The 13,251-nt window shown below is 61.6% G+C and carries 8 protein-coding genes and 1 tRNA gene; 8 read left to right on the top strand and 1 reads right to left on the bottom strand.

Annotated elements, in window-relative coordinates; all coding sequences use genetic code 11:
- The first annotated feature begins 496 nt into the window (after positions 1–496).
- The 4 genes from thrS to SGJ19_11015 all read left to right on the top strand — a co-directional run bounded on the left by thrS (position 497) and on the right by SGJ19_11015 (position 6,204).
- Positions 497–2,506: a threonine--tRNA ligase gene (gene thrS, locus SGJ19_11000; GenBank protein MDZ4780772.1), complete on the top strand. Its 2,010-nt coding sequence runs from the start codon at positions 497–499 to the stop codon at positions 2,504–2,506.
- A 188-nt stretch (positions 2,507–2,694) separates the two neighbouring features.
- Positions 2,695–3,219 carry a translation initiation factor IF-3 gene (infC, locus tag SGJ19_11005; protein ID MDZ4780773.1) on the top strand — a complete coding sequence of 175 codons (525 nt, stop codon included), beginning with the start codon at positions 2,695–2,697 and terminating at the stop codon, positions 3,217–3,219.
- A 3-nt stretch (positions 3,220–3,222) separates the two neighbouring features.
- The gene (locus SGJ19_11010; GenBank protein MDZ4780774.1) at positions 3,223–4,095 is read left to right on the top strand and encodes a hypothetical protein; all 873 of its coding nucleotides are present in this window, start codon (positions 3,223–3,225) and stop codon (positions 4,093–4,095) included.
- 207 nt (positions 4,096–4,302) lie between these two features.
- The gene (locus SGJ19_11015) at positions 4,303–6,204 is read left to right on the top strand and encodes an AAA domain-containing protein (GenBank protein ID MDZ4780775.1); all 1,902 of its coding nucleotides are present in this window, start codon (positions 4,303–4,305) and stop codon (positions 6,202–6,204) included.
- 726 nt (positions 6,205–6,930) lie between these two features.
- Here the strand turns inward: SGJ19_11015 and SGJ19_11020 are convergent.
- A tRNA-Met gene (locus SGJ19_11020) sits at positions 6,931–7,004 on the bottom strand.
- Between the two features lie 295 nt (positions 7,005–7,299).
- Here SGJ19_11020 and SGJ19_11025 point away from each other — a divergent pair.
- The 4 genes from SGJ19_11025 (at position 7,300) to SGJ19_11040 (ending at position 13,198) form a co-directional block, all read left to right on the top strand.
- On the top strand, positions 7,300–8,796 hold the full coding sequence (locus SGJ19_11025; GenBank protein ID MDZ4780776.1) for a prenyltransferase/squalene oxidase repeat-containing protein: 1,497 nt from the start codon (positions 7,300–7,302) through the stop codon (positions 8,794–8,796).
- 278 nt (positions 8,797–9,074) lie between these two features.
- On the top strand, positions 9,075–9,590 hold the full coding sequence (locus SGJ19_11030) for a nuclear transport factor 2 family protein (GenBank protein ID MDZ4780777.1): 516 nt from the start codon (positions 9,075–9,077) through the stop codon (positions 9,588–9,590).
- 276 nt (positions 9,591–9,866) lie between these two features.
- On the top strand, positions 9,867–12,551 hold the full coding sequence (tssH, locus tag SGJ19_11035) for a type VI secretion system ATPase TssH (protein ID MDZ4780778.1): 2,685 nt from the start codon (positions 9,867–9,869) through the stop codon (positions 12,549–12,551).
- A 164-nt stretch (positions 12,552–12,715) separates the two neighbouring features.
- Positions 12,716–13,198, top strand: a complete 483-nt coding sequence (locus SGJ19_11040) for a type VI secretion system tube protein Hcp (protein ID MDZ4780779.1) — start codon at positions 12,716–12,718, stop codon at positions 13,196–13,198.
- The last annotated feature ends 53 nt before the right edge of the window (positions 13,199–13,251 follow it).

Here is a 13,251-nt window from a genome sequence, read left to right on the forward strand (position 1 = left end):
CCGCCCGAGGACCCGGAGTGGCGATGCCACCATCCGGCGTTGACGTCGGCCGCGGCGTTCGCCCAACTCAGGACGGCTACCACCGCGCCAAGCAACCATTTCTTGCTCAGCAAATTTGTCATAACTCTCTTGCTCCCCATGGAATAGGACTGGTCACCTGTTGCGGTCCTGCCGCAAAACATACCAACCATAGCTCGTAATTCAAGGAACCTGGGGGAGCTTTTTCATTTTCGGGGGCTGCGGCGACTGCGGGGAATTTTCCGCGCATTGCGCAAATAAGCCCAGGGAAGGCCTCCCGCAGCTTGGCTGCCGCCGACGGTTTTGAGGGCCATCCCTGGGCTTCGACGTGGACGGCTGCTTCGATTGCCCGCTGCCCGCCTCCACTTGCCGGAAACCCATTAAAATCTATACTTTGCGTGCATTCTGCGGTATTCCGTGCGCTGGCCCTGCCCACGCCTGCTCGCAGGGCCGCTCCAGGGAGTTTTGCTAGACCGACATGGTGAAGATCAAGCTGCCGGACGGGAGCGTCCGCGAGTACGCGCGTCACGTGCGCCCGATTGATGTTGCGGCGGAAATCGGCCCCGGTCTGGCCAAGGCGACACTCGCGGCGGTGGTAGACGGCGCCACCGTGGACAGCGTGACTCCGTTTCCCGGCGACGGCGAACACACGCTCCGGCTGCTGACCAAGAAAGACCCCGAAGCCCTGGCGATCATGCGCCATTCCTGCGCGCATGTGATGGCCCGGGCCGTGATGCGGCTCTACGACGGCGTGCAGTTGGCCTTCGGGCCGACCATTGAAAACGGCTTTTACTACGACTTCGATCTGCCGCACAAACTGAGCGAGGCCGACTTCCCGGCGATCGAAGCCGAGATGGCGAAGCTCATCAAGGAAGACGAGCCGTTCGAACGAATCGACGTGCCGCGCGGCGAAGCGATGTCGATGTGTCGCGAGTTGAAGCAGGCGCTCAAGGTCGAACACATCGAAACGGGGCTCGCCGAAGAACAGCGGCTGTCGTTCTACCGGCAAGGCGAGTTCCTCGATCTCTGCCGCGGACGCCATATCCCGAGCGCCGGCGCGATCGGCGCGTTCAAGTTGCTCTCAGTGGCCGGCGCCTACTGGAAAGGGGACTCGACGCGGCAGCAGTTGCAACGGCTTTACGCCACGGCGTTCTTCTCCAAACAAGAGTTGGAAGCGCGGCTCGTACACTTGGAAGAAGCCAAGCGCCGCGATCACCGTGTGCTGGGCAAGCAACTCGAACTGTTCACGATCAACCCGTTGGTCGGCTCCGGGCTGATCCTCTGGCTGCCGAAAGGCGCGATCATTCGCGGCGAGTTGGAAAAATTCGTTCGCGAGGAGTTGCTCAAGCGCGGCTACGAAACCGTCTACACGCCGAACATTGGCCGCGTGGAATTGTACCAGATTTCCGGCCATTTCCCGTACTACTCGGACAGCCAGTTCAAGCCGATCGAGATGGAAGAGGGCGAGCGTTATCTGCTCAAGCCGATGAATTGCCCTCATCACATCATGATCTACAAAGCGAAGCCGCGCAGCTATCGCGACCTGCCGGTCCGCCTGGCGGAGTTCGGCACCGTCTACCGCTACGAGCAATCGGGCGAGCTGAACGGCATGACCCGCGTGCGCGGTTTCACGCAAGACGACGCGCACATCTTCTGCACCGAAGAGCAAGTCGCCGGCGAGTTCCGTAGTTGCATCGAGATGACCCGCACCGTGTTGCAAGCGCTGGGCATGAACCAGTACCGCGTGCGGCTCGGCTTCCGCGATCCGGACAGCGACAAATATGTCGGCAGCGCCGAGGCTTGGGAACGGGCCGAGAACGCGATCCTCAAGGTCTGCGGAGGGCTCGACCTGCCCGGCATGTCAATCGAACGCGGCGACGCGGCGTTCTATGGGCCGAAGGTCGACTTCGTCGTCGCCGACTGCATCGGCCGCGAGTGGCAGCTTGGTACCGTGCAACTCGACTACAACCTGCCGAGCGCCGAGCGCTTCGCGCTGGAATATATCGGCTCGGACAACACGGCGCACCGTCCGGTGATGATCCACCGCGCCCCGTTCGGCTCCCTGGAGCGCTTCGTCGGCGTGTTGATTGAACACTTCGCTGGCGTGTTCCCGCTCTGGCTCGCGCCGGAACAAGTCCGCGTGCTGGTCGTCAGCCAGAAGTTCGAGGACTACGCCCGCGACTTGGAGTGCAAGCTTCGCGCGGCCGGCCTCCGCGTGACCGGCGACTACCGACCAGAAAAGATCGGCGCGAAGATTCGCGACGCCCAGTTGCAGCACATCCCATACATGTTGGTCGTCGGCGGCCGCGAAGCGGAGAACGGCGAAGTCGCCGTCCGCGATCGGATCGACGGCGACCTGGGCGCAATGAAAATCGACGCCGCGATCGAACGCTTGCTGACCGAAGTGCGCGAGAAGACGATTCGCCAGGTTGCCGCGCCCACCGTGGCGGCGGCCATCACCGACGACGGCAAGGCGAATGAGTATTGAGTCTGAAGTTTTCAGTGTTCAGTTTTCAGCGGGGATGTGAACGGAGTTCGTTGACTCCCCGTTCCGGACGCATCAAGATGACAAAGTGAAGGGCCGGCACTACTCCGCCTACTTCACCTACTCCCTACTCCACCCACTTCCTACTTCCTACTTCCTACTTCCTACTTCCTACTTCCTGTCCCCTTCCCATCACAAGGAGTTTTGCCATCGAACGAGCTCAGCAGCAGCGCGTGAACGAGCAGATTCGTATTTCGCCCGTTCGCGTCGTTTCGGATACCGGAGAATTATTAGGGGTCATGCCGACCGATCAGGCTCTCAATGCGGCGCGCGAAGCCGGCTTGGACCTCGTCGAAGTGGCGCCGAACGAGCGCCCGCCCGTTTGCCGCATCATGGATTTCGGCAAATTCAAATACCAGAAGAAAAAGCGGGAACACAAGAGCCACGGGCACCAGGTCAAGATGAAGGAAATTCGCGTTCGCCCCAAGACCGGCGAACACGACATCGAGACCAAGGTCAAGCATGCCCGGGAGTTCCTGGAACACAAAGACAAGGTGATCCTGTCGGTGGTGTTCCGCGGCCGCGAGCTCGCGCACAAGGAAGAAGGCCGGCGCGTCGTCGACCAGTTCATCAAGTCGTTGGAAGACGTCGGCAAGGTCGAGACGCACCCTTCCGAGCAAGGCAAACGCATCGTCTGCACGATCGCGCCGAAGTAACCGATGACCATCCCAGGCAAGAGATCCATCGGCACACTTCGCGGCGCGCTCGTGCTGCTGGCGCTGTGGGGGGCGATCAAGCCCCCGGCACAGCTTCACGCGGCGGAAGCAGGCGGCCTTCGCATCGCGTGGGCGGACAATTATCTCACGATCCACGGCGAGGACCTGCCCGGCGATGAGATCAAGATTCTGTACCTCGAAGCATACTGCCGCGCCGGCTCCACCGATCGCGATTGGAACGCGACGGTCGTGCCGCATCGTACGGAATTGATCGCGGCCTCCGACGATCAGCAAACCATCGACCTGCGCTGTACGATCTCCGACGGCGTGACGGTCGAACATCGCATCACCGCCAACGGCGATGAGATTGATTTCCGGCTGCGGGCGCACAACCCGACGGATCGGCGCTCCGAAGTGCATTGGGCGCAGCCGTGCATTCGGGTCGATCGTTTTACCGGACGCAGGCAAGAGGACTATTTGCCCAACTGCTTTGTGTTCGTCGACGGCCAGTTGACGCGATTTCCGTTCGAGCCTTGGGCCGCGAAGGCGCGCTATATCCCCGGCCAGGTCTGGTGTCCGCGCAAGGTACCACGCGACGACGTGAACCCGCGCCCGTTGAGCGATGTCGTTCCCTCGAACGGCCTGATCGGTTGCTACTCGGCCGACGGCAAGACGATTATGGCCACGTCCTTCGAGCCGTATCAGGAATTGTTCCAAGGCGTGATCGTTTGCGTCCACGCAGATTTTCGCCTGGGCGGCCTGCCACCGGGCGAACGTAAAGAAATCCGCGGCAAGCTCTATGTAGTCGACGCCGACGTGCCAAAGTTGCTGGAACGCTACGAGAAGGATTTTCCGGAGCACCGCGCAGGTGAATGATTGCCCGCGAAACACGCAGAAGAGGAGAGTGGCGTGGGCGAATCAATGTTTGGGAAATCCTTGGTCGTTGAAGTAACGACGCCCCGTAGCCACCGACATCGGCTGAAGTTGACGAATGCTCAAAAACGCCTTTTAACAGACGACAAACTAAACATTTCCCCTTCCACTTTCGTGTGTTTCGCGTGTTTCGCGGGCTAACTCCTCCCCATGGCCGAAGACCATTTTTCCAGGTTGCGTCGGCTGTTGGAGTTGGAGAGCGATGCCGAGGCGGCGCGGATTTTGGAGCGCAGCCGCCGCCTGACTCCTGCCGAGGCCGAAGAAAGCGGCAATAGCCTCGTCGATTTGGTGATCGCCGATGAGGACGCTGGACTGGGCGGGCGCTACCTCGTGCGATTGGTGAAGCGCCGCCGCTCACCGCTGCCTTGGACGCGACTCGACGTGGGCAGCCCCGTCATATTGTCCCCAGGCGCGAAAACGACGGGCGGCGGGTATCGCGGCGTGATCAGCGAGCGCCGGCCGGACCAGGTGCAAGTTGCGCTCAGTTCCATGCCGGACGATCTGGAAGATCACGCCACTTGGCGACTCGATCTGGCGTTCGACGAGATCGCCATGCACCGGCAGCGCGCGGCGCTCCAACAAGCGGCGATGGCCGCCGGGAATCGCACCGCGGCGCTCCGCGCGATTCTACTCGGTGAAAAGCCGCCGAGTTTTTCGCCGTTCCGCGCACTGCCGACGCTGGATGAAAACCTCAACGCAACGCAACGCGATGCGGTGCGACTGGCCGTCTCGGCGCGGGACTTGGCGCTGATACATGGTCCACCCGGCACCGGCAAGACGACAACCATCGTGGAAGTCATCCGCCACGCGATCCGCGCCGGACAGAAAGTGCTGGCCTGCGCGCCGAGCAACATGGGCGTCGACAATTTGTTTCAACGCCTGCTGGCCTGCGACGAACTGGCGGTTCGTTTGGGTCATCCCGCGCGGGTATTGCCCGAGTTGCGTGCCCACACGTTAGACCTGATGGTCGAAGAGCATCCGGACGTCAAAGTCGCGCGGCGGCTCGTTAAAGACGCCGTGGCGATGTTTCGCAAGGCCGATCATCATCGCCGCTCGAAACCGCAGCGCGGCGAGAAGCGCGGTATCCGCGAGGAAGCCCGCAGCTTGCTCGCGGACGCGCGGCGACTGGAAGCCCAAGCGGTGCGACATATTCTCGATACGGCCGACGTGCTTTGCGCCACGACGACGGGCCTGGACGCGGAGTTGCTCGGCAATCGTCGCTTCGACCTCGTGGTCATCGACGAAGCTTGCCAAAGCACTGAGCCTGGCTGCTGGATTCCGATTCTGCGCGCGGAGCGCATCGTGCTGGCCGGCGATCATCGCCAGTTGCCGCCGACGATTCTCAGCCCGCAAGCGGCCGAGGAGGGATTCGGCGTCAGCCTCTTCGAACGCATCGTAGCGATGTACGGCGAGACCGTTTCGCGCCGCTTGGAAGTGCAGTACCGCATGCACGCCCAGATCATGGAGTTCTCCTCGCGGGAGTTTTACGACGATACGCTCGTGGCGCACGAGTCGGTGGTAAGTCACCGGCTCTGCGACCTGCCAGACGTTCAATCGACGCCGCTCACGGAACGCGTGATCGATTTCATCGACACCGCCGGCGCCGGCTACGACGAAGAACTCGAGCCCGACGGCGACAGCAAACTCAATCCGCAGGAAGCGGAGCTAGTGCGAAGCGAAGTCCTCGCGCTGCTTGCGTCTGGCGTCCGGCCGCAGGATATCGCGGTGATCGCCCCTTATTCCGCGCAAGGCAAGCTGCTGCGGAATTTGATCCAAGTACCGGGGCTGGAGATCGACAGCGTCGACGGCTTTCAAGGTCGCGAAAAGGAAGCGGTGGTGATTTCGCTGGTGCGTTCCAACGCGCGCGGCGAGATCGGCTTCCTCTCGGACGTCCGCCGGATGAACGTGGCGCTCACGCGGGCGCGGCGCACACTCATCGTGATTGGCGACAGCGCAACGCTCTCCAGCGCCCCGTTTTTCGCGCGGATGATCACGTATTTCGAGGAAATCGGCGCGTACCAGACCGTCTGGGACCGCCTGCCGCTCGAGTGATCGCCGATTTCGTCCCCTTTCACTAAATTCGACTTTTGCCGTTTTGGGGTTGCTAAAGACTGGTCTGCATAAATGGTGCGAGCCTCCGCCAGAATGCTTGGGACATCACTCTCAAGCCATCGAGCAAGGAGGCTCACGGTGGAACGTGCACCCAGTTTTTGGGGCATTGTGGCAAGGGCTGTTCGCAACGATGACCGCCCCGACTTTCGCCAGCTTGACAACCGTCACGACCGGCTGGGCCTTCGCCAGTCGGCGTACGGTTACGGCGGCCAAAGCTTGCTGTGCTGCTTGCCGACGAATTGCAGTCTGACGAACCGGCTGGTGAAGGAAGCGCGGTTGTACGGCGCGCGGCTTCCGCGAAAAGCAGGAACGGCCGGCCGCACAAGCGACACGAGCGGATTCCCACGCGCTCTTCAAAAACCCACTCGGCCTGATGCTCAAGTAGACATAGCGGTTGCTCGCGCCCAAGCGGACCGAACCGTCCGTCAACCCAGGGAGAGACGAGAGCTAGAATCAACCGCGGGTTTTCGCCAAAGTGTTCCAATTCTGCGCCAAGATCGCAGACGGTAGATGTCTCGCCGAGCGAGGGCAGAGACGCAATGCTTGCGGCCTTTACGCCGCAAGCTCTTGTCACAACTGGCCCTACAACGCAAAAAGCCGACGTCTCGCGACGTCGGCTTTGCGTATAACCCTGCGGTAGGCGGATTTCACTACCGCAAATTCAAGTGGCGGGGACAGGATTCGAACCTGCGACCTCGAGGTTATGAGCCTCGCGAGCTACCGGGCTGCTCCACCCCGCGTCAAGTTGGGCGCCGGAAACGACGGGCATACAGCCAATCGCTCCGGGCCTTGAAGTTTATCCGCTGTTACCCGCAAGTCCAGGGGAGCGCGCTGGAAATTTCGGGACTCGCAGGGGCCTCGTAGAGACCGGAACGACATTCCGTTCGCTGCCAACGCGTCGCCGTTTCCAGGCAATTTGCCGGCCGACCGTCATCTGCGTTGCGATCGTCATAACCATTGTCCACGTCCGGCCTTTTGCTTGTCGGGCCGCAGTTCCAGGGTTAAGATGCCCCATACGGAACGAGGCGGACGGCTATGGCCATTGCGGGGAACAATCCGCGTTCGAACGCCGCCAAAACGCGGGATCAGGGTGGCCCCGCGCGCAAATCCGGAGACGATTCGGCCAACGAGCACGAACCGGACCTGCGCGAACAAGCGATCGAAAACGCGCCTCCCTGGCTGATCAGCGCCGTCGTCCACTTAGTGGCGATCATTCTACTCGGCCTTTCGTGGTACGCCACGCGCGAACAGGCGCCGGTCGACCTCGACGTGGTTTGGTCGGAACAACTCGGCAGCCAGCTCGACGACCCGTCGATGTCCAAAGACCGCGACGGCCCGGTCGTGGAAGGAGTCGTACTATCCGGCGATGACGCAACCGTCGACGATCCCTTCGCCGCGCCGCCGCAGCTAGATGTCTCGCTGGACGGGAATTCGGTCAGCAGCCAACTCACGTCGCCGCAAATCGGCTTGGCGCTGAGCGGCCGCAGCCAAGGCATGCGCGAAGGCCTGATGCGCAAATACGGCGGCACCAAGCTCACGGCCGACGCCGTCGATCTCGGACTCACTTGGCTCGCGCGGCAACAGCGCTCCGACGGAACCTGGAGCCTCACCGGTCCCTACACTGCCGGCGCCAAGGGCGAATGCATCGCCGCCGCCACCGCCATGGCCATGCTCGCCTTCCAAGGGGACGGCCACACGCATCAAACTGGCGAACACAAACAGGTGATGACCAAGGCCGTGGAAGCCCTCGTCGCCATGCAAGACGACGAAGGCAATTTCTGGCAAGGCGAGCGCGAGCACGATTGGCTCTACTCGCATTCGCAGGCCACGATTGCCATCTGCGAACTCTACGGCATGACCAAAGACCCGGAGCTCAAAGAACCGGCGCAGCGGGCGATTAACTACCTCGTCGGTGCGCAACATGAACTCGGCGGCTGGCGCTATCGCCCGCGCAGCGACAGCGATACCTCCGTCACCGGCTGGGCGGTGATGGCCCTGCAAAGCGCGCTCATGGCCGGGCTCGACGTGCCGAGCCCCACGCTCAGCAAGATCTCGTCTTATCTCGACAAGGCCGAACGCGAGGGAGGCGTGAAGTACGCCTATCAGCCAGGCCACGATCCCGATCTCGTCATGACGGCCGAAGCGCTGCTCTGCCGGCAATATCTCGGCTGGCCGCAAACCGACGAGCGCCTCGTCGCCGGCGCGGACTACCTGCTCCGCAACCGCATCAACTACCACGATCGCGACGTGTATTACTGGTACTACGCCACGCAGACCCTGCATCACATGGAAGGCAAGTATTGGGACGAATGGAACAATGTGATGCGCCAGGAAGTGCCCGCCAAACAAGTCCGCTCGGGCCGCGAAACCGGCAGTTGGGACCCCGACGGCGAGCACCCCGACAGATGGGCGAACACCCAACGCGGCGAAGGCGGCCGCCTCTACGTGACCTGCCTCTCGATCTACATGCTAGAAGTCTACTACCGGCATCTGCCGATCTACCGCACCCACGATGTGGTGCAATCGCAGTAAACGCCTCAGCAGTCTCATCGCCACGGACTCGACCCCACCAGCGCGACGCGGCAGCGGGGGGAGTCCAAGCGGGATGCAGTGCAGTGCGATCACGTCGATATGAGGCGATCCTCCGGCACGGCTATCGCCTGAATTGGGAGCTACCCTTGAGCGGCCGCAGGCGTTGAATTGTCCGCTCAGCAGGAGATTCCTGCCGGACGGCGTACGACGCATAGTCGCCGCAACGGCGGCTCGCGGCGCCCTTCGTCGCACCCATTCCTTACGCGAGGTTACCTTTCATGCACACTTCCAAATGGATTCTGTCGGCCGCTCTGTTGCTCACGTTGTCACTGCCTTGCTGGGCGGCCCGCCCCATTGAATCCGCCGCAGACGAACAGGACGTCAAAGAGGCGAACCACCAGTTCTACTCCAGTCTGAACGCGATGTTTACGGGCGATGCGACGCCGATGAGCCAAGTCTGGTCGCATGCGGATGACGTGACGTACATGGGACCAACCGGCGGAATCTTGGTCGGCTGGGAGCAGATTGGCGAAGTGTGGGAGTCGCAAGCCGCCTTGAAGCTCGGCGGAGAAGTGCTGCCCGAAGAAACGCACGTCATTCTTGGCAGCGAACTGTCGATCGTGCAGTGTCGCGAGGTAGGCCACAATCTGGATGCCCAGGGCAAGCCGCTGCAGGTGTCGATCCGGGCCACGAACATTTTCCGCAAGGAAGCTGGGGAGTGGAAGATGATCGGCCACCACACGGACGTGCTGCCGTTCTTGAATCAGGAGCCGTCAGCCGCATCGACCAAATAGTCAGGCGGAAATGCCGTCACGCACAGAAAAGCGTGGGCCGCACCAGTTTGCGGCCCACGCGATTCATGGGCCGCAAAGTAAATGCACCCCGCGCGCGAGGTGCAATGCGTATCGGAACAAAGGCCGCCAAAAAAGCGCCCAGCCCCGCGTTTCGAATCCAGTTCCTCCGGTAACGCCCAGCCGCTTGCCCAGCCGGGGGGCAGGCATCATATTATCCCTGCGCCGCGGTGTTCGCGGTTCTTCGGTTCCTTTGCGCTCGAGCGGATAACCCATCTCATGGCCTCGCTGAATCTCAAGTCGCTGGTTGGAAAGCTCAACCAAACCTGCCGTCGGGCGCTCGAAAGCTCGGCGGGGCTGTGTCTTTCGCGGACCAATTACAACGTCGAAGTCGAGCACTGGTTCATGAAGTTGCTCGAACCGGCAGACACCGACCTCCCACGCATTCTCCGCCATTACGAAATCGACCCCGCCCGGCTCAACCGCGAGATGACCAAGGTCCTCGACGGCCTCAAAACCGGCAACGCCCGGGCGCCGGAGCTGTCGCCCGAGATCGTCGACCTGATGCGCGAAGCCTGGGTGCTGGCAAGCCTGAAATACGGCGCCGGCCAGATCCGCTCCGGAGCCTTGCTGACGGCACTCCTGACCGACAAGACCCTGTCGAGCCGCGTACGGACGCTCGTGCCCGAACTGGCGAAGATTCCGGCCGCGCAACTGGAAAACGACCTTCCCGCCCTGGTCGCCGGAAGCGCCGAAGAACAGCAAACCGCGGTTGCCGGTGGTTCTGGCGATGCGCCGGCTTCTCCCGGACAGCCTGGCGCGCCGATGCCTAGTTCGCAGACGCCGTCGCTGGATCAATTCACGACCGATCTCACCGCGCAGGCCCGCGCCGGCAAGATCGACCCGGTGCTGGGGCGCGATCCGGAAATCCGCCAGATCATCGACATCCTCACCCGCCGTCGCCAGAACAACCCGATCCTCACCGGCGAGGCCGGGGTCGGCAAAACGGCCGTCGTCGAAGGCTTCGCCCTCCGCATCGCGGCCGGCGACGTGCCAGATCCGCTGAAAGGCGTCGCGCTCAAGACGCTCGACCTCGGCCTGTTACAAGCCGGCGCCGGGGTAAAGGGTGAATTCGAAAACCGCTTGAAGAGCGTGATCGACGAGGTGAAGAAATCGCCGAAACCGATCATCTTGTTCATCGACGAGGCGCACACAATGATCGGCGCTGGTGGCGCCGCCGGTCAGAACGACGCCGCCAACCTGCTCAAGCCAGCGCTCGCCCGCGGCGAGTTGCGCACGATCGCCGCCACGACCTGGGCGGAATACAAGAAATACTTCGAAAAGGACCCGGCACTGGCGCGGCGCTTTCAAGTCGTCAAAGTCGAAGAACCGATCGAAGCTGCTGCGATCGAGATGATGCGCGGCTTCGTCCACGCGCTCGAAAAACATTACAACGTGCGCGTGCTCGACGCGGCCGTGGTTGACGCGGTCAAGCTGTCCCACCGTTACATCTCCGGCCGCCAACTGCCGGATAAATCGGTGAGCCTGCTCGACACCGCGTGCAGCCGCGTGGCGATTCGCCAGAGCGCGACGCCGCCGCTGGTCGAGGACAACATCCGCCGTATCGCCGCGCTGGCGACGACGATCGACATCCTCGAACGCGAAAATGAAACCGACGGCGGCCACGACGATCGGCTGACCGAACTGCGCGACGAGAAGAAAACCTCTGAGGCGTCGCTGACCGCGCTCGAGGAACGCTGGACCAAAGAAAAGGAGTTGGTCGGCAAAATTCGCGAGATCCGCGCTCAGTTGGAAAAACGCCCCGCGAACGGCGAACCGGTCGATCCGAAAACCACCCTCACGCCCGAACAGCGAGTCAAGATGCGGGCGGAACTGGATGGGCTCACCGAAGAGTTGGAAAAACTCCAAGGCGAAGAACCGTTGATGCAAGTTTGCGTCGACAGCCAGGCCATTGCCGACGTCGTCTCCAGTTGGACCGGCGTCCCGGTCGGCCGAATGATGTCCGACGAGATTCAAACCGTGTTGAATCTCAAGCAAAAGCTGGAAGAGCGGATCGTCGGGCAATCCCACGCCTTGGAAGCGATTGCCGAAGCGATTCGCACCTCACGTGCCGGCATGACCGACCCGCGCCGCCCGATCGGCGTGTTCATGCTCGTCGGCCCGAGCGGCGTCGGAAAAACAGAAACGGCGATCGCATTGTCCGACTTGCTCTATGGCGGCGAACAGAACATGACCGTCATCAACATGTCGGAGTTCAAGGAAGAGCACAAAGTCTCGCTGCTGATGGGTTCGCCTCCGGGCTACGTCGGTTACGGCGAAGGCGGCGTGCTCACCGAAGCGGTCCGACGTCGGCCATACAGCGTGCTGCTCCTGGACGAGCTGGAAAAATCGCACCCCGGCGTGCAGGAAATCTTCTATCAGGTGTTCGACAAGGGCACGCTCCGCGACGGCGAAGGGCGCGACATCGACTTCAAGAACACGGTCATCTTGATGACTTCAAATGCCGCCAGCGACACCGTGATGCGGCTCTGCGCCGATCCGGACACGTTCCCGGACGCCGCGGCGCTGAAGCTCGCGCTGCAGCCGGAGTTGCTCAAGGTCTTCAAGCCGGCATTCTTGGGGCGTCTCAACGTCGTCCCCTATTTCCCGCTGGGCGACGAAGTCTTGAAGAACATCATCAAGCTCAAGCTGGGCCTTGTCAGCCGGCGGGTGAAAGAGAACTACAAGGCCACCTTCGAATATGCGCCGGAAGTCGTGACGACGATCGCCTCGCGCTGCACCGAAGTGGAAACCGGCGCCCGCAACATCGACCACATCATCAACCACACGCTCCTGCCGGAAATGTCATCCGAATTCCTCTCCCGCATGGCAGAAGGCAAGACCATCGCCAGCGTGAAAGTGAACGTCGATACGGACGGCAAGTTCGCGTATGAGATCGTGTAGAGGAAGTAGGTGAAGGTAGGTGGAGTAGTTAGTAGGTGAAGTAGTTCGCATTCACGGCCTACTCCGCCTACTAACTACTTCACCTACTACCTACTTCATCTACTACCTACTTCACCTACTACCTACTTCACCTACTACCTACTTCACCTACTACCTCTCCCTCCATGCCCTCCTTCGTCCAATTCCCCGAGATTCCTTCCTGGGCGGACGATCCGCAACGCGGTTGGATTCCCGTTAAGAGCATCAGCCAGAACGTGACGCTGGAAATCACGAAGTTCGAGAAAGGGCGCGCGCGCCAAACGAATCGGGCCGAAGTGAACGAGCTGGAATTCAAGAAGATCTTCGACCGCTCGTCGATGTTTCTCTATGCCTTCGTCAGCGAGGGGCACCTGCTCTCGGCGGTGAACTTCGCCTTCACTCGCGAAGACGAGAAGGAAGTCTATCTGAAATGCGAGTTGAAAAACGTCTACATCGCCGAGCACGGCGTTGAAGTCGACGACGGTTCGGACCCGGAAGAGTCGTTCAAACTGAACTTCGAGTCGATTGACTGGAAGTTCCGCCCCAAGAACAAGGCCGGTAAGCTCGGCGATTGGCTCCACGTGGCCTTCAACCGCCAAGACCACTCAGTGACAACACGCCCCGGGTAGTGTGAGCTTCATCGCACACGCGACGACGTATTATCGCATCGATTCGCGGCCCA

The organism is Planctomycetia bacterium, assembly GCA_034440135.1.
In the GTDB taxonomy this organism is placed as follows: domain Bacteria; phylum Planctomycetota; class Planctomycetia; order Pirellulales; family JALHLM01; genus JALHLM01.